Below are 25,903 nucleotides of genomic sequence, written 5' to 3'. Positions count from 1 at the left end.
ACCGTCAACCAACAAGGGTTGGAGTACCGTGGGCGACCAGCGGACCACCGGCAGCAAGCGCCATACCGGCCTGCGCCGTCATGGCGATCGTCGGCGCGTTGATGACGATGCCCGCCGGGGTCAGGATGATCTGACTAGGACCCACCTGCAGGGTGATGTTGGCATTGGCCATGAGCGTGATGCTGAGGCCTGCATTAACAGACTGGTCCATGGCCAAAGTGATGTGCTGACCACCCAACTGGATATCGAGCTTATCATTGCCGTTCTTGAGCGTGGTGTTGCGCGTGTCGCCGCCAAATGCAGCTTCGCCGATGGTACGTGTCTCGGTGTCGCGGACCGTTACGTCGTGGTCCTTCTCGGCATGCACCGTGATCTTCTCGGATCCCTTCTTGTCCTCGAAGTTCCACTCGTTGAAGCCGCCGCCGCCTTTGGTGGAGTCCGACTTCAATCCCGCAATCGTCTTCTTCGACGGCAGATCGTAGGGCAGCTTGTATTCGTCGTTGTACACGGTGCCGATCACCAGGGGCCGGTCCGGATCCCCCTCCAGGAATTCGATAACGACTTCCTGTCCGACGCGTGGGATGATCTGACCGCCCCAGCGCTTGCCAGACCAAACCTGAGCCACGCGCAACCGGCACGACCGCTTCTTCTTCCGATCCCAGAAAAAGCGGACATAGATTTCGCCCAGGGACTCGACGTCGATTTCCTCGCTCGAATTATCGTCTTTGGTCACCACCTTGGCCGTCTGGATGCCGTTGATTCTTGGCTTCGGCGTCATCATCAGCGCTCGAAACGGCCGATCGCTCGGCAAGAACTCGTAGCTGCCGAAATAGACGTGTTGCCCTGCGTCGCTCGGACCGCCGGTGCGATAGGATTCGATCGAGAACGAGTGCACAGCTCGCACCACGAGATATTCGACGTTCTGCGAGTCCTTGGAGTGCTTTTCGAGCTTCGTCAGCCCACCGGGGAACAGGTTGACGGCGTCGCCATTGYCGCGGCGACGCCGATCCATCGCCTGCTCTGCCTGGAGCTGGATCTTCGCGTAGCGCTCGCCGTCGGATTTCTCCTTGAACTTCCCGGGATAGTCATAAAACTCCATCTCCGACCGAGTGTAATGCTCGGAGCCCTTGGCGTCGCTGATCATCTGAGCGTTGGGCTTCTGATAGTTGTAATCGTTGAGTTCGATCTTGCCGGTACGAAATCGTCGCTCCGATACCCATTCATAGATGTGCTGCTCGCCGCGCCGGTCGGCACCCGCCAGCGGGATGTAGGGAATCGTAGCAAGACCATTGATCGGACTGTGCGACGATTTGGAGTCCGCCAACACCAGCGTGTGCTTGCCGCCCTCATGCTTGAAGAAGTAGTAGATGCCGTGCTGCTCCATCAGCCGGCACACGAAGTTCATGTCGGTCTCGCGGTACTGAACGCAATATTCGAGCTTCGGACAAGAACCCTCTTCGGTCAGTTTGGATTCATAGTCGGTGAAGCCGCGTTCGTTGAAGACCTCTTTGATGATGTCGGGCGCCTTCTTGTCCTGAAAGATCCGGCAATCGGTGGTCCGCGACAACAGCCATAACCAGGGCCTCAGCACGATCCGGTAGCTGAAATAGTCGTTCTTCACCCCGAGCCACTGGGCCTCCGTCAGAATGCCGCTGAACTCGCGCTCCTTTTCATGCAGCTTTATGGTCAGCGTGCACTGCTGACCGATAGCGCGGTCGAAGTCGAGGTCGGCATCCTCACTGAGACACTCGATGCGATACTCGAACAGTTCGCTGAGACCTTCCGAGCCTTCGAATCCGGCAAAAACCAAAACGTCCTTGCCAAGAGGCGTCTTGAGTTCGCAGAGGCGGGTATCCTGCGTAAGCTGGCCCATGTGGGCTTAAACTCCCTCCTTCGATCGAATGACCCGCTGCAAAAAAGCTGATCAGACGTTATGCAAGAACGACGGAAATCCTGCGTGCCGCCGGCTGTGCCGGCAAGCCCGCCCCAGGGCTGGGCTTCCTGACGTTCCACAACGGCCGCCAAAGAACTACCCCGGGCCATCAAGTAGTCGGCTCCAAGAGCTTGCCGGTTCACGCGAAAATGGCATGATCTTCGGGAATGAACCAAGGTCGGCAGGCATCTGACCCATAGGTATAGATTCCGGATCATGCGCCCCCGCGCGATCCCCTAGTCGCCACGGGCTCGGCAGCGGGGCCGTGAACGAGCAGATGGACGGTCCGCATATGCTTGACGTCGCCTCCCTGACGCAGCCCATTGCCGCTGACGATCCCTGCGGGCCGGATCTCGACGCCATCGGAGACGTCCAATATCTGAACTTCTTCGCAGGTGCGGAATCGCTGCTACCGATGTCGTTCTTCGAGGTCGTCAATGCCAACGGAGAGCGTGGACGCTTCGATCCAAAGGCAGTCGATTTTGCCGGCCAGTTTGCCGCCGCGCAGCCCATTCTGGCGCGTACCCGCGATCTGCGCCTGAACCTGCTGCTGGCCAAGTTTTCAATCCTCAACCGCGATCTCGACGGCTTTCTCTGCTGCCTGAAGGCGACCAACCTGCTGCTGCGCGAGCAGTGGGAGGCGGTGCATCCGAAGGGCGAGGACGGCGACTACGCACTTCGCGCCGTCACAGTCGAGGCGATCGACGTGTTCCCGACCGTGATCAACCCGCTCCAGTTCCTTCCCCTGATCGAGAACCGCAGACACGGCAACCTCAACTACCGTGCCTACCAGATCGCTCAGGGCGAAATTCCCGCCGGCGACGCCGACGCCGACGGCCCTGATCTGGCGGCCATCGAGCGCATCGTCAGCGAGACAGATCTCGACACTCTCAAGGCAACCAGCGGGCGGTGCTCCGCGGTCGCTGCTGAAATCGCGGGTATCAAGCAAACCTGGCACGAGAGGTTGAACGCGGGGCAACCGATCAGCCTCGACAGGCTCTCTGGCTTGGTTAACGGCATGGCTGCCTGGCTTGCGGGTCTTGTCGCGTCGCGCGATCCGGCCGCGATCGCCGCAACCGCGGAAGATGTCGGACCTGTCGATACACAGGCGCCGTCAGACACGACCGGTGTGGTGACTTCATCCGCACAAGCATCTGCAGCGCTTGCAGCAGTGGCAGGCTATTTTGCCCGAATGGAACCGTCCAACCCGGCACTGTTGCTGGTGCGTCAAGCGCAGGAGATGGTTGGCAAGTCATTCATTGAAGTCATGCGGATGCTGGTGCCTGCGCACGTGGAGAGCGCTGCGATCAACATCGGGCGCGACAAGGTCTTCGACCTGCCGATCGAACGGATGGCGGAACTCGCCACGTCATTCTCATCGACGGCCGAGAACAACACCCAAGATATTGTATTTTCAGTGGAAAGCAGAGCGCAAGCCTTGGGCCTGCTGGCAAAGGTGGCGTCGTTTTTCCGAGCCGCAGAGCCGTCCAGCCCCATCCCCTTTTTGGCAGATCGCGCGCGCGACCTCGCGCAACGAGACTTTCTCAGCCTTTTGAATGATGTTCTTCCTGAGGGAGCGCTTAAAACAATCGACAGATCGCATTGAACCCAGCTTTCGCTCGAGGGCACTAAATGGACACAAGGATGTTTGCCGACCGCAGCAACTTGAAGACCCCTAGCCGATCTGCGTCGCGCAAATTCGACGTCTAAAGCGATTTCGTAGTGAGGGAACCATGGCTACAGATAGCGGTCAAAAATTCATTCGTCGAAATCGCGCACCACGCGTGCACATCACATACGAAGATCCTTACGACGCCGAGCGGCTGATCGAACTGCCGTTCGTCATGGGCGTCCTCTCCGACCTTTCCGGCAATAACCCCGGCGTCGAGAAGGCGAAGGTCGAGGAGCGCAAATTCCTCGAGTTCGACATGGACAATTTCGACAGTCGCATGGCGGCAATCCAGCCCGGTGTGACGGCGCGCGTCGCCAATCGTCTCAGCGACGGATCAGACGAAAAACTTTCGGTCAATCTGCGCTTCAACAAGATGGCCGACTTCACTCCCGTGGCCGTCGCCCGCCAGGTGCCGGCTACAGCCAAGCTGCTCGAGGCGCGCGAACAACTTGCCAACCTGCTGCGCTACATGGATGGCAAGGTAGCCGCCGAGGATCAGCTGAAAAAACTTCTGGCCGATCCTCAACTGATGGCAGCGCTTCGGGAACGCGCGATCAGCCAGTCGACCGAACCTGGCACCGAGAGCTAAGGAAGGAACGGGGACCATGGCAAAAGAAGCTGTTCACAAAGAGAGCACCACCCAGGTCAAGACCGTCGAAGCTGACGAGTTTGCCACTCTGCTGAAGCAAAGCTTCAAACCGCGCACCGAGCGCGCAGCGACCGAGGTCGACAACGCGGTATCCACGCTCGTTCAGGAGGCATTGAAAGACTCGAGCGTCATCAAGTCGGACGTGCTCGACACTATCGAGGAGATGATCGCGCGGATCGACCAGAAGCTGACCGCGCAGATGAACGAGATCATTCACGCACCCGAATTCCAGGCGATCGAAAGTACCTGGCGGGGCCTCCACTACCTCGTCTTCAACTCGGAGACCGACGCCAACCTCAAGATCCGGGTCATGAACGTCTCGAAGAACGAGCTGTATCGTAATCTGCGGCTTTACCCCGATGCGCGCTGGGACCAGAGCCCATTGTTCAAGCAGATCTACGAATACGAGTTCGGCCAGTTGGGCGGCGAGCCGTTCGGCTGCCTTATCGGCGACTACTATTTCAGCCACCTCCCCACCGACGTACAGTTGCTGCGCGATCTCAGCAAGATCGCCGGCGCCGCACACGCCCCCTTCTTCAGCGGCGCCGAGCCGACGCTGATGGGAATGGACTCGTGGACCGAATTGTCCAACCCTCGCGATATCGGCAAGGTGTTCGACACGCCGGAATATGCCGCATGGAAGGGACTGCGCGACCAGGACGACTCGCGTTATCTCGGCCTGTGCATGCCGCGCGCGCTGGGTCGCCTCCCCTACGGCGCGAAATCGGAGCCTGTGGAGGAGTTCGCCTTCGAGGAGGAGACAGACGGGCACACCGGCGACAAATACGGCTGGATCAACGCCGCCTATGCGATGGCGGTCAACATCAACCGCGCCTTCAAGGAGTTCGGCTGGTGCACGCGTATCCGCGGTGTGCAATCCGGCGGCGAGGTCATCAATCTGCCGACGCACACATTCCCGACCGACGACGGTGGGGTCGATCTGAAATGCCCGACCGAGATCGCCATCAGCGATCGCCGCGAGCACGAACTTGCAAAGGCGGGCCTCATCCCGCTGATCCATCGCAAGAACACCGACAAGGCCGCCTTCATCGGTGCCCAGTCGCTTTACAAGCCGAAGAAGTATTTCGGCGAGAAGGGCGTGGATGCAACCGCGTCCGACAACCTGTCGTCACGTCTGCCCTACATGTTCGCAGTGTCTCGCTTTGCGCACTATCTGAAGTGCATGGTTCGCGACAAGATCGGATCCATGAAGGAGAAGGATGAGCTGACGGTCTRGCTACAAACCTGGATCAACGAGTACGTTGATGCCAACCCAGCCCTATCGTCAGAAGCTCAGAAAGCGCGCAAACCGCTGGCCGCTGCGAAGGTAGAGGTCATAGCAAACGAGGAGAACCCGGGATATTACAACGCGCGCTTCTTTCTTCGTCCGCACTTTCAATTGGAAGCGATGGATGTCGGCCTCAGTCTGGTTTCACGCCTGCCAGGTCCCAGCTCCTGACGCTGCAGCATCGCAACCGTACACACAGAAATTTGAGAGGACCATGCTATGGCTGTCGACATCTTCCTGAAACTCGATCCGATCAAGGGCGAGTCGCTGGACGACAAGCACAAAGACGAAATCGATATTTTGAGTTGGTCGTTTGGCGAGAGCCAGACCGGTACCTTCCACAGCGGATCGGGCGGCGGCGCCGGCAAGGTCAGCGTGCAGGATCTTCACTTCACGCACTTCGTTGACAAGGCCACGCCGGAACTTTTCAAGGTCTGCGCAAACGGCAAGCATATCGACAGCGCGATCCTGACGGTCCGCAAGGCCGGCGAAAACCCGCTGGAATATCTCAAGATCGAGATGAAGCAGGTTCTCGTGACGAGCGTATCGACAGGCGGATCGCACGGCGAAGATCGCCTTACCGAAAACGTGAGTCTGAACTTCGCGAAGGTCAAGATGATCTACAAGACCCAGACGGAGAAGGGTGGCGCCGGAGCTTCGCCGACGTTTGGCTGGGATGTTCCTGCCAACAAGGAATGGGCCTGATTGTCGGCCCCTCGCCTGGCGCCGGTTGCGATTGGCGAACCGGCGCCAAGCGGTGCGATTTTGATCGCACCTCTCGTCCGGCCCGGTTGCGGGCCCGAAAGCCTGCTGGGCGACGCCAAGTCGGACACCAACGCGCGCCCCCCGGGATTGCATGCGAGTTGGGCGTCATGGGGACCGTGAATGACCATTGCACGAAAGAAGGATCGGCTCTCTCCCCCACTGATGCTGGCATTTCGCTCAGCCCATGAAGCGCGCGACGCACGCAAGAAGCTCAATCTACGCGATGAGTCTGGCGAGCGGGTCATTGCAGGGCGGCGGAGCGCGGGCCGATTTCCAATCTCGGAAACGTTGCTCCGGCGCGAGGTCTCCCATGACCTCGAAACGCTCCTCAATACCATTGCCCTGGAATCGACCCTGGATCTGAACGGCCACGATTGCGTCCGAACCTCAATCCTGAACTTTGGCTTCCCTGATATTGCCCACCGTTCGATCGACGAGGTCGCCGACGACGAGCTCACCGACGCGTTGCGCGAGACGCTCACGACTTATGAACCGAGGCTCGATCGCAACACCATCCGGGTCCGACGCGACGGCTCGGTCGGCCCCGAGCAACTCAAGCTGCGCTTCATCGTTCACGCCGACCTGAAGGCCGAGCCGCTCAACGTCCCCGTGGAGTTCGTCGCCGACGTCGACCTCGACAGCGGCGATATCCAGATCAACCGACTTTAGCATGAACCGCGAATTCCTGGATTTTTACAATCGTGAACTGTCACTGCTCTACGAGCAGGCCGGGGATTTCGCCGAAGAGTATCCCGGCATCGCAGAACGCCTCGGTGGGCTGATCCGGGATCGCTCTGATCCCATGATCACGGGATTGCTGGAAGGTGCCGCATTTCTCGCCGCTCGCGTTCAGCTCAAGCTCAAGCACGAATTCCCGGAATTCACTGCAAACCTGCTCGAGCAACTGGTTCCGAATTACCTTGCCCCGACTCCGTCGGCCATGCTGGTCACGGCACGCCCCCCCTATGCCGACCCAGCGCTACGCGATGGCAAGAAGATCGCGCGCGGCGCCTATTTCGACGCCACCTATCGCGAGAGAGAACGAAGTCTCTCCTGCCGATTTCGACTTTGCCGCGATATCGCTCTTTGGCCATTTGACGTCACCGGCGCCGAATACTTCTCGACGGCAGGCGCGCTGCAGGCGCTCGGGATTCCCGTCGGCGGCGACGTCATCGCCGGGCTCAGGCTGTCGTTGACCCACCGTACCGCGGCCCGGCTCGATGAGGAGCTGCCGGACGCGGAGGCCAGGGCCAAGCCGGAAACCTGGTTTGCAGGCTGCCGCACGAGCGAACTTCCGATCTACCTTTCAGGCGCGGAATCCGACGCCATTGCGCTTTACGAGCAATTGATCTCGAACTGCAAGGGCGTCTACTTCCGGCATCTCGATGATTTCGGCGATCCGGTGGTGACTCGTGCGCCCCATGACTGCGTGCAGCAGATTGGTTTCGACGAGGACGAGTCGCTGTTTCCCAACGACAACCGGGTCTTTCGCGGCTCGGAGCTGCTGCGGGAATATTTCATGTTTCCACGCAAGTTCCTCGGCTTCAACCTGACGGGACTTCGCAGCGTGATGCCACGGCTGCGCAGCAAATCGATCGATATCGTCTTCGCTTTCGATGAACACAATTCACGGCTTGCCGCCGCGGTGCGGCCCGATACCTTCAGGCTCTATAGCGCGCCGGCAATCAACCTGTTCGAGAAGACGAGCGATCGCATCCCCGTCAAGTCGAATACGCACGAGTACCATGTGGTGCCCGATCGCAGCCGCTATCTGGAATACGAACCGCACCAGGTACTCGAAGTCTACGCGCACTTTCCGGCCGACAAGGACAAGCGGCCGGTGCGCCCGCTGTATTCGGCCGCCGTCGACCGGACCAGCGGATCGGTCGAGGGGCTTTATTTCACCGTTCGACGGTTGCCCCGGCGCCGCACAGTGGGAGAAAAGACGTACGGCGCATCATCGGACTACACCGGGACGGACATGTTCCTGTCTCTGCTGGAGCCCGGTGAACTTAGCGGCGAAGGTGCGGTCGCCGAACTCAGCGTCCGGGCGCTGTGCTCCAACCGGCATCTCACCGAACACTTGCCGGTCGGCCAGGGCGGCGCCGACTTCCGCCTGCTGGACGATACTTCCCTTGATCTGATGTGCGTCGCCGGTCCCACCCGACCACGCGAACCGATCGTGGCCCAATTGCGCAGCCGCAGCGAGATCGCGAACAGCGGAATCGTCAGCTGGCGGCTGATCAACATGCTGAGCCTGAACTATCTTGGCCTCGTCGAGCGCGGTGGCGGCAAGAACGCCGGAGCCCTGCGCGAAATGCTGTCCTTGTTCGCCGATCAGTTCGACGACGCCACGGAACGCAAGATCCGCGGCGTGCGCAGCATAGAAAGCCGGCCGGTCGTACGGCGGGTGCGCGAGCGCACCGGCAGCGGCGCAGCGCGCGGCCTGGAGATTACCATCACGCTCGACGAGAAGGCATTCGAGGGCAGCGGCGTGTTCTTGCTCGGAGCCGTGCTGGAGCGCTTCTTCGCCGACTATTCGGGCTTCAATACCTTCACACAGACGGTCGTCTCGACGTCGGAGCGCGGCGAGATCATGCGTTGGCCGCCGCGCATGGGCACGCGGAGACCTCTATGACGCTGATCGACCAGATGAAGGCGGAGCCCTGGCGGTTCGATTTCTTCAATACGCTGCGCCAGCTCGAGCGCGCCAACTCGGATCGACCGCGGATCGGTGACAGCGCTGCACGCCGCGAGGAGTATATCGACCTCGGCCAAGTGCCTTATCTGGAGTTCCCCGCCTCCAACCTTGCGGCCGTCGACGACGTGGGTGGCCGGCTCAGGATACTCGTCAAATTTCTCGGTCTCCTGGGGCCGCAGGGCGCGCTGCCGCTTGCCACCACCGACGAGAGCCTCAGTTGGTGGCTGATGCGGGATGACGCCTTCCCGCGCTTTCTCGATCTGCTCAACGGACGCTTTCTGCAACTCTTCTTTCGCGCCTGGGCCGATGCGCGGCCGATCGCTCAGCACGACCGTCCGGCGGATGATCGCTTCATCGCCTATGTCGGCTCCTTCGCCGGCCTCGGCTCCGACGTTTTCGCTGATCGAGACACCGTACCGGACATGGCGAAGCTCAGCTTTGCCGGACTGATCTCCCCCAGAGCGAAGTGTGCGTCACGGTTGACGCGGTTCCTGCAGGGGCTGTTCGACGTCAAGGTCGAGATCGACGAATTTGTCGGCACCTGGCTGTCATTCGACCCAAGTCATTGCAGCCGGCTCGGCGGAACCCATGCCAGGCTCGGCCGGGACGCTCTTCTGGGCTCACGCGTGTTCAGCGTCGAGGACAAGATCAGGGTGCGGGTCTTTGTCAAGAATTTTACCCAGTACGAACAGTTCTTGCCGACCGAAGCGCGCAACTTGTCGGAGCCTCTGGCGGACGCCGTGTTCTTCTATATCGGCGACGAATTGGAATGGGAGGTGGAGCTCGCCATTCCAGCGGGAGAGGTCGTCCCGGTCAGGCTCGGACAGAGCGGACGACTTGGATGGACCACCTGGGTCTCGCCGAACTGGACTTCCACGGAAGAATATCGCCGCGATGCCCGCTTTCAGCTCAGCGAGCGCTTGAGCGCCCGTCGGGCCGCCGCAGCCGATGCCCCGGCGATTTGAACCTATCCGTAGCGCCGATTGCCTAAAGCTATGGGATTCGATGAAATTTCCGCTTGATGCCAGGCATCCGCGGATGGATTAAGCAGGAGGATCCGCCGTGACCGACATCAGCATTGAGGCTGTAACGGGCAAGCTGAACCGGGCCGGCTATGATGCCTTCATACAGGCCCTGCGCCACGCAAAGAGCGCCGGCAATCGCAACGTCGAGCTAGCGCACTGGCTGTTTCATATCCTGCAGCAGGAACGCAACGATCTCAGCCTCTCGGTCGATCATTACAAGCTCGACCGGGCACGCTTGTTGTCGGACCTTGCCGGCGTGATCAATGGCTTTCGTAAGAACGAAACCGACATGCCGGGCGTCGCCAATCCGGTCATCGATCTGCTCGATCGGGGCTGGCATTATGCCACGCTCTTCTTTGGCGAGACCCAGATCCGCACCGGTCATCTGCTCGTGGCGGGCCTGAAATCGAATGATATTCGTCGCACGCTGAACAACCTCTCGCAGGAATTCGCCAAGGTCAACGTCGACGCACTCGCCGCGGAGCGCCGCAATGTCTGGGCCGGCTCCGACGAGGAAACCATGCGGCCGATGGACGGTTCGGGCCTGGTCGGCGCAGGCACGGAAGGCGCGGCCCAAGCGGGTCCCAAGGGGACGACGCCGCTCGACCGGTTCTCCCAGGATCTCACCGCCAAGGCCAAATCAGGTGAGATGGATCCGATCCTTGGCCGGGACGAAGAAATCCGCCAACTGATCGACGTGCTGATGCGACGGCGGCAGAACAATCCAATTCTTACCGGCGAGGCTGGCGTCGGCAAGACCGCAGTTGTCGAGGGATTCGCCCAGCGAATCGCCGCCGGCGACGTGCCGCCACCGCTCCGCGGTGTAAGGCTTTGTGCGCTCGACATCGGCCTGATGCAGGCCGGTGCTTCCATGAAGGGTGAGTTTGAGCAGCGCTTGCGCTCGGTGATCGACGAGGTCCAGAGCTCACCCACCCCGATCATACTGTTCATCGATGAAGCCCATACATTGATCGGCGCCGGCGGCGCGGCCGGCACCGGTGATGCGGCCAATCTCCTGAAACCTCCTCTCGCCCGTGGCACGCTGCGCACGATCGCCGCCACCACATGGGCAGAATATCGCCAGTATATCGAGAAAGACCCCGCGCTCACACGACGCTTCCAGCCGATCCAGATCGATGAACCGGAAGTGGAGACCTGCTGCATCATGCTGCGCGGACTTCTCGGTCCGATGGAAAAGCACCACGGCGTTCGCATCTCCGATGCTGCGATCGTCGCAGCGGTCAACCTGTCCCACCGCTACATTCCTTCACGGCAGTTGCCGGACAAGGCGGTCAGCCTGCTTGATACCGCCTCGGCGCGCGTGGCCATCAGCCAGAGCGCGACGCCAGCCCTGATCGAGGATGCACGCGTTGCGATTACCGCTCGTGAAGCCGAGAAATCGGCACTCGTCAGCGACAGCGATCTTGGGCTTAAGGACAGCGACCGCATCACGGCGATCGACAACGACATTGCGGCACTGAAGGACAAGCTGACGAACCTCGAAGCCGATTGGGCCGCAGAGCAGGAACTCGTCAAGGACATCCGGAGCATCCGGGAGATTCTGTCCCAGCCCAAAGAAGGCGAAGATCCGGCTGCCAGGCGCGCGGAGTTGCGCGGCAAGTTCGACACACTTGAGAGCATCCATCCGGAGAAGCGGATGGTCTATGCCCATGTAGACCAGCAATCGGTGGCGTCCGTTGTCTCTGACTGGACCGGCATCCCGGTCGGCCGGATGATGCGCGACGAGATCGAAACCGTGCTGAAGCTACCGGAGATCCTCAACCGCCGCGTCGTCGGCCAGTCTCATGGGCTGACGATGATCGCCAAGCGAATCGAGACCAGCCGCGCCAAGCTTGACAACCCTTCCAAGCCGATCGGCGTGTTCATGCTGGCTGGTCCATCCGGCGTGGGCAAGACTGAAACCGCCCTGGCGCTTGCCGAGACCCTTTACGGCGGTGAGCAGAACATGATCACGATCAACATGTCGGAGTTCCAGGAAGCGCACACCGTCTCGACCTTGAAGGGTGCACCTCCCGGCTATGTCGGCTATGGCGAAGGTGGACGCCTCACCGAGGCTGTCCGGCGCAAGCCCTACAGTGTCATCCTGCTCGACGAGGTGGAGAAAGCTCATCCCGACGTCCACGAGATCTTCTTCCAGGTGTTTGACAAGGGAACCATGGAGGACGGCAACGGGCGGCGGATCGACTTCAAGAACACCTTGATCATCCTTACCACCAACGTCGGCACCGATCTGATCATGGGCCTCTCGCGCGATCCAAAGTATCGCAACGAGCCGGAAGAGCTCGCCAAGATGCTGAGGCCGGAACTGCTGAAGGTGTTTCCCGCAGCGCTGCTCGGACGCATCGTCTCGATACCGTACTTCCCGCTATCCGACGAGATGCTCGCCGGGATCGTTCGGTTACAGCTCGACCGGATCGGACGACGCCTCCGCGACAATCATAACGCGTCCTTCGACTACGATGACGCGGTCGTGGAGCACATTGTGTCACGTTGCAACGACCCGGATTCCGGCGGGCGAATGATTGACAACATCATCACCAACACCCTGCTCCCGGAGCTGTCGCGCGAGTTCCTCAGCAAGTCGCTTGCCAAGGAAGAAATCAAGCAAGCGCGGGTCTCGATCGAGAACGACAAGTTCGCATATTCGTGGAACTGAGGACGATGAACATTCAAACCGAGCATCGCCACCCGAACGCCGGTCCCACGCCATACGACGAGGTCTACTACCCCGGCCACGTCTACGGGCTCACTCATCCGAACCATCTTGCTACCATTGCTGCCGTTTACGGCATGCAGTCAGCGCCGGTCGAGCGTTGCCGGGTGCTGGAGCTTGGCTGCGGCGTTGGCGGCAACCTGTTGCCGATGGCCTTTCAATATCCAATCAGCGAATTCGTCGGTGTCGACCTGAGCGGCGTGACGATCGAGCGCGGCCAGCGAAACATCGCCACATTGGGCCTGAGCAACATCAAGCTTCTCCATTGCGACATCATGAATGTCGACGCAGGCTTCGGGGAGTTCGACTACATCATCGCACACGGCGTGTATTCCTGGGTGCCGCCGGCGGTGCGCGAGAAGATGATGATGATCTTCAAGCAGAACCTGGCTCCCCGCGGGGTCTGCTACGTCAGCTACAATGCGCACCCGTTCTCGCATCTTCGCGACATGGTCCGCGACATGATGCGGTATCACACCCGCCGTCTCACCGGCATGAAGGAGAAGGTCGGACAGGCCCGCGCGATCCTGAAGTTCCTGAGCGACGGCTCGAAGGCCAACTCGGTGCACGGCGCAGTTATGCGCGACCAGTACAACCGCGTCCTCAAGTCCCCCGACGAGCTTCTGTTTCACGACGATCTCGATGATGGTGCCGAGGCGTTCCTGCTGCATGAGGTCGCCGAGGACGCAAGCCGCCATGGCCTGCAATATCTGGGCGATGCTGATTTTTCACGACGCTATCTTGCCGGCTATTCCGAGGACGTTCGCGCGACGCTGCAGCGCTTCCCGGAAAGCGAGTTCATGGCGCGCGATCAATATCAGGACTTCATCGACGGCAACGGCTTTCGGCGCACCTTGCTCTGCCACGACAGCATTTCGCTATCCCGCCAGGTCGACCTCGATTTCGTCACCCGGTTCCATTTGCTGAGCACGACCAACCCGGTCGACCCCGACGCCTGCGTGACCGACGATTCCGCGATGGAATTCGAGAACCAGGACGGCAGCAGGGTCACGGTAACCAATCCGCTATTGAAGGCCGCGCATCTATGTCTGGGCCGGGCCTGGCCGCGAGCATTATCATTCGACGAGCTGCTCGATGGGGCCCGCGCGCTGCTGGGCGATCGGCGGGCGGATGATGACCAAAAGGTGTTGACGGAGGCGATGTTCATCCTGGCTTGCAGCGGCGAGGTTTCGTTCCTGCTGTCGCGTCCCTTTTTGTTGAAGGAAGCTACCGAGCATCCGCCGCAGGCGAGCCTGCTCGCGCGAAGACAAGCGCAGACAGGTCCGCTCGTCACCAACCTCCTCCACCAAACGGTGCAGTTGGAGGACGACCGGACCAGGGATTTCCTGCAATTGCTCGACGGTGCGCGGACCATCGACCAGATCACGGCCGAAATGACCGAAAAATTCGGCCCGACCATCCGGATAGACCAGAAGGATAGTGCCGGGCAGCCTGCCGAGCCGTTATTGCTGTCAACACGAGAAAGCGTTCAGCGCTCGCTTGCGATGGTCGGCAAGCTGGGCCTGCTGGTCGCGTGACGCGCTCAAGTGCATCGGCCACTGTGGGGGGAGTGGCGGACAGGARCCCGAAGCTCTGCCAATTCCTGAAGCGGACGCGGCCCCCAGCACTCAACCATCGTGGGTGTACTGTTGGCCAAGCAGCCATCCAGTGAGAATACCCGCGGGTCCGCTGGTATAGACCGGATGAAAACCTACACCGGCGCGCAGCGTCCGCCATTCACTCTCGCCAACCCAGGGAATTCCAGGATCACCCTTTTGGTATTGCGACAGCAACGTTTTGGCGACCTCAGCGGCATTGGCGTAAATCGGGCCGTTGGCCCAGCGTGGTCGCGGGAGGCCAGTCATGCGGCAATAGAGCGCCGTGCAGACATACGCGGACGCCTCTTCGGCATTGGCGTCAAGGCCGGTACGCAACAGATCGTAGGCTGCATGCAGGCTCTCATGGACGATATAGGCCTCGTCCATCCGCCCCGCTGCCGACACGACCTCCAGCGTGTTCGCCGCAACCGCTGTGCCGTCCGCCCTGGTTCTCGCGACATCGTTGTATTGTGCAGCAACGCCTGCCGCGAGATCCGTCGGAGGTCTGACGGTGACCTGCCCCAACCGGATCGCGCGGGCGACGTGATGGAACGTTTGCGGCGCAATCGTCACATGGCTGCCGCGGATCGGAAACCGGAAGCGCATGCGTGCGACCGCCGGGCCATTGAGTACGTCCAATACCCTGCTCCGCAGTGACATTTGATCGTCCTCGTTGTTCGCACTACCCCACGGTTGGTGGTCGCCGTTTCCGATCAGCAGGTTCAAACAGTCATTGCACCGGCGCGATAGGAATTCGAATAACCTGGGCCGGGCGGCAGCTTGGTCGAACGAGCCGGCATTGAACCCGAACCCGTCCGGGCGAGACCAATTTGGGGCGAGGATTGCCTCGGAGTGCGCCCCATGACGACGACCGATCCGACGACGACCGACACTTACCGGAAGATCGCGGCACGACTGACCATGCTGCGGCCGCAGATCGATTTGAAGAATTATTTTGCCGGCCCCAACCCGGATGTGCGCCTTTATGACGAGAAGCCCTACATCCGACACCAGCTCGAGAAGTATGGTGTCGCTGCCGCGACGACCACGCTCGACGGCGTCACCTTCCTGCCCAAGGACTGGGAAGAGCTGATCAAGAAGCTGCGCATTGCCAAGACGACGGACGGATTCGACGCCTTCGCCGAAGGGCAAAGCCCGGAGAAAGCGTCGCATTGGGCCCTCGATCTGTCGATGGCGGCAACGATCGGCAAGGGGTTTCGGGAGGTCTGGCGCCCAAAGCTGTCCGACAGGCCGCTCTCAACGCAAGATCTCCCGGGCCGCCACGGCTTCGGGCTCGGGCGCGACCGCGGACAATGGAGCGATGCCTACAGCTCGCAATTCGGCAAGGACCCGCAGCCCCAGGACATCACCTCGTTGCATTTCGCCGTGGCACCTGATCGGGTGAACGTGCACGTCGACGAAACAGGCTTCGTATTCGAAGGCGTGGACGGCGCCCTAACGGTCGGGCCGAACTTCGTGCATCACGCCGGCAATGAGCTGTTCTGGAAGAGCAACAAGCATATACCGCAATGGGCCGCAGAGCACATCGATCTGATCCTGCCGAACAGCGCGAACGACTTTTCGCGCGTGGGCATTTCGGTCGACATGTACCAGCGCAAAGACTTGCGCGTTACGGTCACGGGCTCCTGCGGACTTTTCGGCGGTTTCGAGTGCTCCGGAACCGTGACCATCAGCGGCACGCATGACCTGCTCGGCTCGAAGTCAAAAGGCCGGCGCTAAAGCGGATATCGCTCGTTCGACATTGCTCCGTGTCTACGCCTCCAACCTACGAATGAGGCTCTTCGATTTGCCACGACCAGTTCGCGGACCGAATGAATGGAACCATCGAACCGCCTCGAGGTAGCGGCGACGAATAAGTATTGGCGGCGAGAACGCGTAGTTCCGCAGGAATCAGCAGGGGAGGCCTTTCATTGCCGAACCAGGAAAGGCCCTTGAGGCCTGTCGTCGAAAGCTATGTACCGCCCGCGGGAATCCGGCATGCGGTGATGGCAGGCGAGACCTGGATATCCCTCGCCAAGCGGATCGGCATCGACCCCTGGGACCTCATCGAGTTCAATTTTCCGGGCATCAAGCTCGTCAAGCAGCGCGATTTCCAACAAGCCACACGGCAGGTGAACTGGTACCTGGCCGAGTATGTAGGCTGCCGCGCGATGTCGCCCGACCGCCAGAATTTTGCGTTTTCCTCGGGTACGACCGGCGGGAGAGGTGGATGGCGAGGGGGATTCATCTATCTGCCGCCAGGTACGCCGCCTCCCCCGCCGATTGCGCCCACTCCACCGGTTGCGCCCACCCCAGCGGCTCCGACCCCGCTGGAATGTGAAGGAAGCCGACCCGACTTCGCGCGCGTGCTGGACGTGAGCGAACGGGATTTCGCGCGCAACGTTTTTGGCCCGACGCTGCCACCGTGGGAGACGATTGCGATTACCAATGGCCTCGGAGCAGGCGGAAGACCGTGGACGAACGATGGACCCTTCTTCAGGGGAAGCAATCCCATGGTGCCGAGCATGCGGTATGCCATCAATCTTGGCAGTGTCGCGTTCAGTAACCTGGCATCGCCCAGCCCCACCTTCGGTCTCTTGTGCGACGACTTCGGCCGCATTTGCGACCTCTTCGTGCACGAAATGACCCATGTGTGGCAGGCGTTCAACGATTCAAACTGGACGATGGCGCGCTCCTTCTGGGCGCAGACAATCGGTTCCGGCTACGAGTACACGCCGGGCGATTCCTGGGACTCATACAACGTCGAGCAACAGGCACACATCGTTGAAGATTGGCACAAATACAAAATCAGTTCTCCGATGCTTGCCGAGGAGCGCTATCCGTACGTCCGGCTCGTGATCCGCTCTGGACGCCTCACTTTTCCTCGCGGGCTGGATCTTGCGGCATTGAAAAAGGACCTTCAAGATCTGCGCGCAAGGCACCTGGACTAGAACCCACTGCAAGGGAGTGGTCGGGAGTCTACTTAACTGAAGCACCGACACGCCGAGCATTCGACGCGGTGCGGTCGCGCATTCTTCCTCTCAAAAGTATTTTTCCGACTTGCGTGCTGGTCAGCTTCGCAGCGCAAGCACACGGAGAAGAATTGCGCGGCCGCCATGCGACAGGCGATCGTGAAACAGTTCGGAGAGCCGGTCTCCACGCTTCCGCACCGAAAACCTCTTCCCGAGCTCATGGGCGCGAGACAGCGAGCAATAGAGAAAATCACGACGTAGCCGGCGCAGTCGGCTGCCATACCCTTTAACATCGGTGCTCGCGTAGGCCTCCATCAGGGTGCGCACCAAATAGTCGTCGCTCGGATCAACATAAGTTTCGTGGGAAACGCTCGATGATCGCATGGACACAGGTTCATCGCTCGACAGAAATAAGTTCCTGCGGGTCAGCCCATCCGATACGCCCGTCGCTTCTTTTGTGAAATCTCCATAGTTCACAAAAGGCAGCGCTGCGAGTTGCCGGCGCAGATTTTCGAGCGTCGCCGACGGGATCCGGACGCCGTTGCCCGCGCTGGTGTCGAGCTTATTGGCGCGCACCGTGGCGTAGAGGTCGCCCCAGAATTTGTCCCAGGGGGCGGTGCCGTTGCGGTTAGACGACGGATTCTTGCGAACGCTATATGTGGTTTGAGTGAGGTAGGCCGCCAGTTCGCCCATGTGGCGCGTAACAGCGCCGTCAGGATCATAGACGTCGATCATGGCGTGGACGCACTCATGCAGGAGCAGCGCCCGATCGCTATCATTTGCGGGCGGCGGCTTCTTCTGCGTCAACAGAACATCCGTAACCTGATCGTAGAAGGCGAGATCCTGAGTGCCGCCCTTCACCAATATATTGCCGGCACGAATGTGATCGCGAACTGTCGTCAAGTATTCGCCCTTGATATGGATCTTGTCGACGTAGAACTCGATGCCAAGCGCTACCGAGTCACTGAGTGTGTCCAGGACGTCGCCTTCGGTCAGTGGCATGACCTACCTCCCTTGCGTGGTCGAGCAATAGTGGTCCGGCCAGGCCCCGCAAGCGCTGAAACGCTGTACTGCACTAATAGGAGCCGCCCGCCCCTCCGTTCGCGTTGTGGAAGGTGGCTAGATCGTCACGCCGCCGCCGCCGAAGATTTCGACGACCACAGCGCGATTGGCGGCCCTGTTCATCACGGTCGTGTTGTCCTTCAGATACTCGTAGAGTGAAGCGGGCTTGACGGAGAAAACGCGCGAGCGGGCGCTTGGGCCGAACAGGTGAAAGACGTTCTTGGCCCGGCCCGTGCGCAGGAAGCTGTTGTTCCGTTCGCCGCCGGTGCTGTCGCTGTATCCGACGATCTGGAACTGCAACGACTTGTCGGTCTCGAATCGGATGAGCTGCGCTGCCAACAGCGGATCGCGCTTGGCGATGTTCTTGAGATGCCGCCAGTCGACGCCGAAATCCCAGATGATGAGATATTGGCAGATGCCGGCCGGCGGGACCAGACTGACGTCCACACCGAGATGGCCGACCTCGGTGCGGGACGTCGCGACTTCATTGGCCACGTAGGGAAAGACGGCGGCGCTGTGAACCTTGGCAAGCGGCGAGCACTGCGGTTGCGTCGCCATATTCGGCATCTGTTCCACCGGACCCGGCGGCGTGTATTGCGGCAGTGGCTGCGGCGCGCGTCCCATGGCAATTTCTCCCGTTGCTGGCGTGGCCTGCCCAAAGCTAAGCACTGGAGGGAGCGTCGGCTCCCACCACGGCTATGACTAGTAGTGACGTGAGCGGTCGGGGAAGTTCAAAGGCGAGGTGCGGGCGCCCTCAACAGGGCCATTAGCGGACATTGATTGGCCTTCCGCGCTCTCCGAAAAGCGGAGTAGGCTACGCCTATTGCCGTCCGTGCCAAATTGTTGCGGAGGGACTGGCCATGAAACTTCGCCGCCGAAATTTTCTTCATCTCGCCGCGGGGACCGGCCAGATTGTTTTCCCGCCGCCGAAGGAGGCTCTCATTTCCGCGCGCAAGATTTCGCGTTGACGGACCGAACTAAGACAGGAGAACCAGACATGGCCGCCTTTCAAGAGGTTTTCCGCCGCTCCGGCATCGATGAGCGCCGCAGCCCGCCGGGCATGGTGGTGCCGTTCGGCGGCTCCAACATCGTGGCGCTGATCGATCCCGGAAGAAAGCTCAAAGTCGATCCTAACGCCCATGCCCTCGGGATCAAGGAGATCGATGGCGCCGATACCCTTAGACGCGTCATGCAGGCCAGAGAAACCTTCTCCAAACCCGATATCGATCCGCAGCTCAGGGCGGCGTCACTTCCCGCCACCTTCAATGGCGATGCACGGTTTTTCGAGATCAATGGCCGGATTAAGCCGATTGGTTTTCCCGGCCTGGAGGTGGTGGCCCGTTCGGCCGGCCGGAAGATCGAAGCCAAGCTCTATGTCGTGGTGCTACCGGAAATCAAGATCAAGGTGGCGTTCCGCAATGTCATGGTTCCGGGGAGTGGCGGCGCTCCGGCGTTTCACGCCAAGAAGCCCTGCAACGAGCAAGACGAATTGCTGACGATGAACAATATATGGAGGCCGCAGGCCAACATCCGCTTCGAGCGGGTGCCAAGCGACTGGCTGGTCATCGACGACTCGCAGGCTGCCATCAAACAGGAGATCGCCAATGCGACTGGCATGAAGGATGCGAGCCTGGCGACCTTTCCCGATGTGATCGACGTCGAAAAACTGAAGGGCATCTTCGTCAAACACAAAGTTCAGGGCGCCCATCTAACCATTTTCTGCGTCGATAAGGTTTGGTCCAATGGCGGCCTCGCCAATGGCTCGTTTGCTCGCGGGCTGGACCTTGCCTTCATCAGCTCGCAACGCGGGCCTAACACGTCTGCCCATGAATCCGGCCATTTTCTCGGCTACTACTCGAAGAGCGCGAGCAAACCTTGGGACAGCCAAGGCCACACGCTGGAGACCGATCCGAAAACCGGAAAAGAAAACAGGGCGGAAGACATCAAGATGCTGATGCGCGGGGGAGGCGCCGGGTGGAAAATCCCGTTCAATCTCGTCAAGGAGTTCCGCGACTTCCCCGGCTAGCATCCGAAGATCAGACAGAAGCTGGAAATCACTCCAGACGTTGAATGTCGCCTTGGGTCAAAAGCTGCCCCGACGGCCCCGAAACGCTTACTTTGCCACCTGGCAGGCAGAGCGTGTCATCGGCCATCATGACCGCAATACGCTGCGCTTACGCCTCGATCCCAAGGGAGATTCGACAGACCTTGAGCCGGGCATGAGTGTCTGGCTTGAGAACTAGCGAGGACCCGAGCTCCGAAGTATCGCTTCGGCTGCTCACGTCTCAATCGGCTTCGGAGCTGATGTCGCGATTGGACTGCACCCCACGCCTGGGTACGCTCATTGTTACGCGCGAAGCACTCGATCGAACCCGCACGATTCATCCTCCGTTGCAGGCGAACTCGAGAGGCGCGCCCTGCGCAACTCGTCGGTGTCTTTGATCGCATCGCGTATCGGTGGCATGATGATGCGCGCTGAAGCCCGTGGAAGCCGAAATTGTAAGCCAAGGTTGTCGTTGCAATGCGGACCAGGCTCCAACTTCGCGACGTGACCAAGCCCCTGGGCCAAGCGGCGGTGGGCGCGTTGACGATCGGAATACTGCGTGCCGCTCGCCATTTCGATCCAACCAAGACCGCCAACTTATTCGCTCGGATCACTCGCTCAATCGGGCCCATGATGCGGGAGCAAAAGATCGGTCGAGCCAATCTAACCGCCGCATTTCCGGAAAAATCGCCTGCAGAGATCGAGACCATTCTCGCAGGCGTCTGGGACAATCTCGGTCGAGTCGGCGCCGAATTCGCGCATCTTGATCACATCTGGAACTATGATCCCGCACGGCCCAAAGCTAGCTGCATCGAAATCGACAGGCGCTCATATGAATTGTTTACGCAGCTGCGGCTCGACGGCAAACCGGCGCTGATCTTTGCGAGTCATCTCGCTAACTGGGAACTTCCGGCCCTGGCAGCCGTCGCGCACGGGTCGGATACTGCGATCCTGTATCGCCGACCCAACATCGCGTCCGCCGACCGCATCATCCAGGATATGCGCGCCGTGAAAATGGGCACGCTCATTCCCGCGGGTCGTGATGCGCCCCTAAGACTTGCCGAGGCCCTTAAAAGTGGCCAGCACGTTGGAATGCTGGTCGACCAGTATCTGACCAACGGCGTCGAGGTTACTTTCTTCGGCCGCAAGACCAGGGCCAATCCGATGCTTGCGCGACTGCTGCGGCAGATTGAGTGCCCGATTCATGGTGTGCGCGTCATCCGTCTGCCCGGACAGCGCTTTCGTGGCGAACTGTCTGAAGAAGTGAAGCCGGTCCGCGATGCCGCCGGACAAATGCCATTCAGGGAACGATGCAGGCGGTCACATCGGTCATCGAGGGCTGGATCCGCGAATATCCCGATCAGTGGCTGTGGCTACACCGTCGCTGGAGGTAGCACTTGACTGACTGCGGTAGCCCTTCTTAGTGGAGGTACATGGTCCAGCTCGGCAATGCGGCGGTCAATCTCGCCGATCACGCGTTCCGAGAACGGCCCGAGGTGCATGTACAACGCCATCAGCATCACGATGTACCGTAGCGCGCCCGGATTGGTCTCCGCGACTTCGACGAAGGTCTTCCAGAACGGCTCGCGAACCTTCGGCAGGGCCCGCATGATCTTGTGTACGCTGTCGATGCCGCCAAGCCTCTTGCGCACGTCGCCATCCGGCAGGTCGCGGCGTCGGTCGGACCGGTCGAGCATGGCGGCGAGACGCGACAGCCGTCCTGCATATGCTGCCGGACTGTAGACGTGCCCGAGCACAGCCTTGTAATCGGCAAGGATGTCACGAAGCGGACGCTTAGTATCGAAATTGCATCCGAGCGTGCACTGATCGCCCGTCTGCTCGACATTCATGAGGTCATGGCCCTGGTGCAAGCGGCCTTCCGCGGCCAACCGCCGTGTAAGCTGTGTCCCAGGCAGCGCATAAAGCAGTCCAACGATGGAGACTGGAATGCTCGCCTCCTCGATGAGGTCGGCCATCGCCTGTCCTATCGAGGCCTTTTCGCTATCGAACCCGACGATGAAGCCAGCGGTGACGAACATGCCGTAGCCGTAAATCTTGTGAATGCACTCGGCGATGTTGCGCCTGGTGTTCTGCTTCTTCTTCATCTGCACGAGCGTCTCGGGATCCGGGCTCTCGATGCCGACGAAGATCGCGAAGAAGTTCGCATCCTTCATTGCCTGCAACAACTCGCTGTCGTCCGCGATGTTGATCGAGGCTTCGGTTGAGAACTCGAATGGATAGTCGTGCTCCTCCAGCCAGGCTTTGAGCCGCGGCATCAGGGTGCGGAGGTTCTTCTTGTTGCCGATGAAATTGTCGTCGACGAAATCGACATGCCCGCGATAACCGTGATCGTAGAGCGCCTGCAACTCTGCGAGAATCTGATCGTTGGTCTTGGTACGCGGCACGCGACCATATAGCTCGATAATATCGCAGAACTCGCAGGTGAACGGGCAGCCACGCGAATACTGCAAGCCGATGTATAGATAGTGATCGAAGTTGAGCAGATCGTAGCGAGGCATGGGGCTCAGCGTGACATCTATCGTGAATTTCTCGGCGATGAACACGCCCTTGCGTTCGCCGCTTTCCCAGGCGGCGATGAACTGCTCGATGACCTGCTCGGCCTCGCCGATCACCTGGAAGTCCGCGTCCGCGTAAAGATGCGGGCTGGAGGAGACGTCCGGCCCACCAACACATACCGGCTTGCCGCGCAGGTGGGCGAGATCGATCAGATAGATGGCATCAGGCTGCTGGTTGAGCATACCGCCGATCATCACAAGATCGGCCCAGTCGAGGTCCGCATCTGTCAACGCCTCGGTATTGCGGTTGACGAGCCGGATGTCCCAATGCTTCGGCAACATAGCGGCGACGGTGATCAGGCCGAGTGGCGCCGTTGGATACTTCGCGCCGACGAGTTCGCAGGCCTCCGCATAGTTCCAAAACGAATTCGGAACGAACTTCGGATAGATCATCAGGACGCGGCAGGGGATTGTCATGCTGTTCCAGCCCGGGCGTTGATGGCACAATGCCCCGCTGTTGATCGGGGCTCAAGGGGTCGCTTCGCTCGTCGATAAGGCGTTTGAGTGCTGGTTATGGAGGTGAGCACTGCGGTTCAGCTCGCGCACCTCGGCAGTAGTGCATTGCGAATCAATCAGGTCGGACGCGAACATCGCGGACCGTAAGGCTAGTATTAGTATCAGCAGATACGCGTTCTAATTGGATTTTTTTGGGGCACGCTTTTTCGGTCCAGTTCCGGCACCGTCCCCACGGCAGGGCCAAGCATCCCTGAATGCTTCGATCGCGACGGTGATCCCCGGTTCATTCACTCGATCCGGATTGTTATCAAGATACTGCAGAAAAACCTTCGCACTTTGCAAAGGGCTGCCTTGCGCGGGGGGGCATGCACGCACGTCAGCGGGCAGATTTGGTGAAAAGAGCATCGCGGTCTCGATCATTCCCTCACATGCGCCTGCGGACCGAGCTTCGTCCTGATTGCGAAGCGAGTTCTTGACAAGCAGCTCGCAAGACTTTTGCGCGTCGGTTCCCTTATCGACAACCGTGGCACTGGCCTTCCCGATGATCGCTAGGATAAGGCCGGCAACAATCATATGGACCCGCATCCACGTCCCCCGAATACCGGCGCGATAGCTTGCAGGCATTGAGTATGCCGCAATAGAGCGGCCGCCCGCGCCGTTCCAGGCGGCTCAGACGGCTTAGCTCAAAAAAAGCGTCTGATCCACCGCGCTCGAATAGGAGCGAAGTGAACTCACCTCTTCCATTTCCACAAAGCTAAAAGAGCCCTTGTCGACTTGACAACACGCAGCTTTACGCGCCGTGACCGCCGCAAAGGTCGGCTACACCGCGATCATGATCGCGAATCAACATCGGCGGCGACAAGCGTGCTGATGGTACAGATCTCGATCCGGCGAGGAGAGCATCTATTATCCTGCCGTGCACGCGACGTGCACTGGTCGATTGATGTCGATGCTCGGCCTCGACGCAGAACCATTGCCTAAGCGGTGATCTTCGTCTGCGACGACAAGTTCTGCGAACCTTCCTCAACTACGCCAAGGAGGACTTCACCCTCAGAACGGTTTCCAACAAGAGCTTAGCCACGACCAAGCGGAGGTGGAGCTGCCTTGCAGCGCAGCGCCACGGACGTTCCATGATCTCGCGGCCTATTCATCAACCAGGCGAGGCAGCGCACGAAGGTTGGTCGTATCGAACCGCATCCTCAAAGAACAAGCTCGCTTGAATTTCTTGAAGACCTCACACCCATCCAGACGCAAAGAAGAGTGGATGAACTCAATCCGAGGATTTTAGCCTCGACCTGGTTCAAGCTGCACCGTTTTTCGTCCCCCGTTCAGCTCTCTGAGTTTGTTGACGTATTCCTCAGGCTTTAGCAGATGAAACGGAGCGTTGAGGCCCATGAACGTCGCTATGCGGCCGATAAAGGCAGTACAGTTTGTCGTTGCTGCATTCCAGAGCGGCGAAGACTCCTGCTGGCGCTTGATATAAGCAAAGACCTTCTTGGCGTCTGCCTCAGACAAATAGACACGATAGCTGGCCGTCAGATATTGCTCGTCAAGATCACCGTAGGTCGCACCCGTCTCAGAAGGGACAAACATAATGTGTCCCAGGATATAGGGCACCTCGTCGCCGGCCGGAGCCAGACCAGCGACCTCGACCTGCTTTTCGCCCGTCTTTCCGTACCAGACGAATGCATGACCGTACGTTGCCGCCGTGCGGGCACGAAAATCAACGTAGTAGGGACCCGTGGCGGCAGCTCTTCGAGCTGGCTTTACATCGGATATCGCCGGCGTAGCAGCAGCCATGGTCGCTGCATGCTTCATCGCCGAACTGGGGAGAGCGTCCCGTTGCTGCTGGTCGGTACGCGCCACGAGTGGTTGCGCGCTACTGATCCCGGCCCCCAAGCCTACAAAGGCCGCCAGCATGGCGGCCTTTGCAAGAAGCCCCAGACCCGGATATTTCCGAATCACTCCCGCCATCTTCGAATCCTCTTGGATCCAAGATCCGATGCCACAGGTAATCTGCTACCCCAAACGAACGCCGCTGGCGTACGAATGAATAGTCAGATCAACCCTTGGTCACCAACGGAGCCGGGGCAGCGACCGGGTATTTGCCCACGGGGCTCTTACCCACGGGATATTTGCCGATCGGAGCTTTGCCAACCGGCGCCGCGACGGCAACCGGCTGAGGCCGTGGCAGGTCCGCAGCAGCTGCGGTTCCCACGAAAGCCAAAGAAGCGATTCCAAGGACAACGAATTTCAACATCGGTTCTCACCATTGTTCGGAACGATTGGATTCACCTGACACGCATAGAAATAACCCGACACTCGCCACGGCACCAACGAATAGACCGGGGAGTCCGCGGTTCCGACCGCTTTTTCTGCCGCATGTTGCGGAAATGGCACGCAAATTGAGGCATCTGGTTCCAAATCA

The 25,903-nt window shown here is 60.0% G+C and carries 20 protein-coding genes and 1 pseudogene; 13 read left to right on the top strand and 8 right to left on the bottom strand.

The genetic code is table 11. The annotated features are described in order from the left end of the window. Window positions 1-4: 4 nt before the first annotated feature. Window positions 5-1,873, bottom strand: a complete 1,869-nt coding sequence (locus AB4Z51_RS13970) for a type VI secretion system Vgr family protein (RefSeq protein ID WP_441497570.1) — start codon at window positions 1,871-1,873, stop codon at window positions 5-7. A 352-nt stretch (window positions 1,874-2,225) separates the two neighbouring features. Here AB4Z51_RS13970 and AB4Z51_RS13965 point away from each other — a divergent pair, with 352 nt between their 5' ends. The 9 genes from AB4Z51_RS13965 to AB4Z51_RS13925 all read left to right on the top strand — a co-directional run bounded on the left by AB4Z51_RS13965 (window position 2,226) and on the right by AB4Z51_RS13925 (window position 14,305). After that, window positions 2,226-3,539 carry an ImpA family type VI secretion system protein gene (locus tag AB4Z51_RS13965; RefSeq protein WP_167767979.1) on the top strand — a complete coding sequence of 438 codons (1,314 nt, stop codon included), beginning with the start codon at window positions 2,226-2,228 and terminating at the stop codon, window positions 3,537-3,539. A 127-nt stretch (window positions 3,540-3,666) separates the two neighbouring features. After that, the gene (gene tssB / locus AB4Z51_RS13960) at window positions 3,667-4,194 is read left to right on the top strand and encodes a type VI secretion system contractile sheath small subunit (RefSeq protein WP_028150766.1); all 528 of its coding nucleotides are present in this window, start codon (window positions 3,667-3,669) and stop codon (window positions 4,192-4,194) included. Window positions 4,195-4,210: 16 nt separating this feature from the next. After that, window positions 4,211-5,713, top strand: coding sequence for a type VI secretion system contractile sheath large subunit (gene tssC / locus AB4Z51_RS13955; RefSeq protein ID WP_441497569.1), 1,503 nt, complete (start codon window positions 4,211-4,213; stop codon window positions 5,711-5,713). A 48-nt stretch (window positions 5,714-5,761) separates the two neighbouring features. Beyond that, window positions 5,762-6,247, top strand: a complete 486-nt coding sequence (locus AB4Z51_RS13950; RefSeq protein WP_014493489.1) for an Hcp family type VI secretion system effector — start codon at window positions 5,762-5,764, stop codon at window positions 6,245-6,247. Window positions 6,248-6,427: 180 nt separating this feature from the next. Continuing rightward, complete coding sequence (gene tssE / locus AB4Z51_RS13945) at window positions 6,428-6,976, top strand: type VI secretion system baseplate subunit TssE (protein WP_094184183.1); 549 nt, start codon at window positions 6,428-6,430, stop codon at window positions 6,974-6,976. A 1-nt stretch (window position 6,977) separates the two neighbouring features. Next, window positions 6,978-8,945 (top strand): type VI secretion system baseplate subunit TssF, encoded by a 1,968-nt coding sequence (gene tssF / locus AB4Z51_RS13940; protein ID WP_135214235.1) that lies wholly within the window; start codon window positions 6,978-6,980, stop codon window positions 8,943-8,945. Further along, window positions 8,909-9,973, top strand: coding sequence for a type VI secretion system baseplate subunit TssG (tssG, locus tag AB4Z51_RS13935; RefSeq protein ID WP_135214234.1), 1,065 nt, complete (start codon window positions 8,909-8,911; stop codon window positions 9,971-9,973). Before tssF ends, tssG begins: the two co-directional genes overlap by 37 nt. 97 nt (window positions 9,974-10,070) lie before the next feature. Further along, the gene (gene tssH / locus AB4Z51_RS13930; protein ID WP_063981813.1) at window positions 10,071-12,710 is read left to right on the top strand and encodes a type VI secretion system ATPase TssH; all 2,640 of its coding nucleotides are present in this window, start codon (window positions 10,071-10,073) and stop codon (window positions 12,708-12,710) included. Between the two features lie 5 nt (window positions 12,711-12,715). Further along, entirely contained in the window at window positions 12,716-14,305 is a 1,590-nt protein-coding gene (locus AB4Z51_RS13925; RefSeq protein WP_441497568.1) for a methyltransferase regulatory domain-containing protein, read from the top strand. Window positions 14,306-14,395: 90 nt separating this feature from the next. On the opposite strand, the gene AB4Z51_RS13920 is transcribed toward AB4Z51_RS13925, so the two are convergent. Next, window positions 14,396-15,091, bottom strand: coding sequence for a hypothetical protein (locus AB4Z51_RS13920; RefSeq protein WP_244623093.1), 696 nt, complete (start codon window positions 15,089-15,091; stop codon window positions 14,396-14,398). Between the two features lie 135 nt (window positions 15,092-15,226). Here AB4Z51_RS13920 and AB4Z51_RS13915 point away from each other — a divergent pair, with 135 nt between their 5' ends. Then, a complete protein-coding gene (locus AB4Z51_RS13915) occupies window positions 15,227-16,105 on the top strand; it encodes a hypothetical protein (RefSeq protein WP_167767970.1) in 879 nt (292 codons plus the stop codon). Window positions 16,106-16,317: 212 nt separating this feature from the next. Beyond that, a complete protein-coding gene (locus tag AB4Z51_RS13910; RefSeq protein WP_244623092.1) occupies window positions 16,318-17,316 on the top strand; it encodes a hypothetical protein in 999 nt (332 codons plus the stop codon). A gap of 120 nt (window positions 17,317-17,436) precedes the next feature. Here the strand turns inward: AB4Z51_RS13910 and AB4Z51_RS13905 are convergent, their stop codons facing one another. Then, the gene (locus AB4Z51_RS13905; protein WP_135214232.1) at window positions 17,437-18,339 is read right to left on the bottom strand and encodes a hypothetical protein; all 903 of its coding nucleotides are present in this window, start codon (window positions 18,337-18,339) and stop codon (window positions 17,437-17,439) included. 117 nt (window positions 18,340-18,456) lie between these two features. After that, window positions 18,457-19,023, bottom strand: a complete 567-nt coding sequence (locus tag AB4Z51_RS13900; RefSeq protein ID WP_135214231.1) for a hypothetical protein — start codon at window positions 19,021-19,023, stop codon at window positions 18,457-18,459. A 373-nt stretch (window positions 19,024-19,396) separates the two neighbouring features. Here AB4Z51_RS13900 and AB4Z51_RS13895 point away from each other — a divergent pair, with 373 nt between their 5' ends. Both AB4Z51_RS13895 and AB4Z51_RS13890 read left to right on the top strand, forming a co-directional pair. Then, entirely contained in the window at window positions 19,397-20,425 is a 1,029-nt protein-coding gene (locus AB4Z51_RS13895) for a hypothetical protein (RefSeq protein ID WP_063981808.1), read from the top strand. A gap of 495 nt (window positions 20,426-20,920) precedes the next feature. Further along, a pseudogene (locus AB4Z51_RS13890) lies at window positions 20,921-21,837 on the top strand (lipid A biosynthesis lauroyl acyltransferase). Here AB4Z51_RS13890 and AB4Z51_RS13885 read toward each other — a convergent pair. From AB4Z51_RS13885 to AB4Z51_RS13870, 4 genes are all read right to left on the bottom strand, one after another. Then, entirely contained in the window at window positions 21,817-23,436 is a 1,620-nt protein-coding gene (locus tag AB4Z51_RS13885) for a B12-binding domain-containing radical SAM protein (protein ID WP_135214230.1), read from the bottom strand. The pseudogene AB4Z51_RS13890 and the gene AB4Z51_RS13885 overlap by 21 nt on opposite strands. Before the next feature lie 216 nt (window positions 23,437-23,652). Continuing rightward, complete coding sequence (locus AB4Z51_RS13880) at window positions 23,653-24,060, bottom strand: Rap1a/Tai family immunity protein (RefSeq protein WP_071911343.1); 408 nt, start codon at window positions 24,058-24,060, stop codon at window positions 23,653-23,655. A 699-nt stretch (window positions 24,061-24,759) separates the two neighbouring features. Further along, window positions 24,760-25,449 carry a hypothetical protein gene (locus tag AB4Z51_RS13875; protein ID WP_063981798.1) on the bottom strand — a complete coding sequence of 230 codons (690 nt, stop codon included), beginning with the start codon at window positions 25,447-25,449 and terminating at the stop codon, window positions 24,760-24,762. 88 nt (window positions 25,450-25,537) lie between these two features. Then, window positions 25,538-25,735: a hypothetical protein gene (locus AB4Z51_RS13870; RefSeq protein WP_071911340.1), complete on the bottom strand. Its 198-nt coding sequence runs from the start codon at window positions 25,733-25,735 to the stop codon at window positions 25,538-25,540. Between the last annotated feature and the right edge of the window lie 168 nt (window positions 25,736-25,903).

The organism is Bradyrhizobium sp. 2TAF36, assembly GCF_052114925.1.
GTDB lineage: Bacteria > Pseudomonadota > Alphaproteobacteria > Rhizobiales > Xanthobacteraceae > Bradyrhizobium > Bradyrhizobium barranii.
The sequence above is the reverse complement of the archived record's forward strand: the minus strand, read 5'-3'. Positions and strand labels throughout refer to the sequence as shown.

What these genes read in the sequence shown, in the direction of transcription:
- AB4Z51_RS13965 (WP_167767979.1), top strand. Translation starts at nt 2,226, where the DNA reads ATGCTTGACGTCGCCTCCCTGACGCAGCCCATTGCCGCTGACGATCCC.
- tssB (WP_028150766.1), top strand. Translation starts at nt 3,667, where the DNA reads ATGGCTACAGATAGCGGTCAAAAATTCATTCGTCGAAATCGCGCACCA.
- AB4Z51_RS13950 (WP_014493489.1), top strand. Translation starts at nt 5,762, where the DNA reads ATGGCTGTCGACATCTTCCTGAAACTCGATCCGATCAAGGGCGAGTCG.
- tssE (WP_094184183.1), top strand. Translation starts at nt 6,428, where the DNA reads ATGACCATTGCACGAAAGAAGGATCGGCTCTCTCCCCCACTGATGCTG.
- tssF (WP_135214235.1), top strand. Translation starts at nt 6,978, where the DNA reads ATGAACCGCGAATTCCTGGATTTTTACAATCGTGAACTGTCACTGCTC.
- AB4Z51_RS13925 (WP_441497568.1), top strand. Translation starts at nt 12,716, where the DNA reads ATGAACATTCAAACCGAGCATCGCCACCCGAACGCCGGTCCCACGCCA.
- AB4Z51_RS13915 (WP_167767970.1), top strand. Translation starts at nt 15,227, where the DNA reads ATGACGACGACCGATCCGACGACGACCGACACTTACCGGAAGATCGCG.
- AB4Z51_RS13905 (WP_135214232.1), bottom strand. Translation starts at nt 18,339, where the DNA reads ATGCCACTGACCGAAGGCGACGTCCTGGACACACTCAGTGACTCGGTA.
- AB4Z51_RS13900 (WP_135214231.1), bottom strand. Translation starts at nt 19,023, where the DNA reads ATGGGACGCGCGCCGCAGCCACTGCCGCAATACACGCCGCCGGGTCCG.
- AB4Z51_RS13895 (WP_063981808.1), top strand. Translation starts at nt 19,397, where the DNA reads ATGGCCGCCTTTCAAGAGGTTTTCCGCCGCTCCGGCATCGATGAGCGC.
- AB4Z51_RS13885 (WP_135214230.1), bottom strand. Translation starts at nt 23,436, where the DNA reads ATGACAATCCCCTGCCGCGTCCTGATGATCTATCCGAAGTTCGTTCCG.
- AB4Z51_RS13880 (WP_071911343.1), bottom strand. Translation starts at nt 24,060, where the DNA reads ATGCGGGTCCATATGATTGTTGCCGGCCTTATCCTAGCGATCATCGGG.
- AB4Z51_RS13875 (WP_063981798.1), bottom strand. Translation starts at nt 25,449, where the DNA reads ATGGCGGGAGTGATTCGGAAATATCCGGGTCTGGGGCTTCTTGCAAAG.
- AB4Z51_RS13870 (WP_071911340.1), bottom strand. Translation starts at nt 25,735, where the DNA reads ATGTTGAAATTCGTTGTCCTTGGAATCGCTTCTTTGGCTTTCGTGGGA.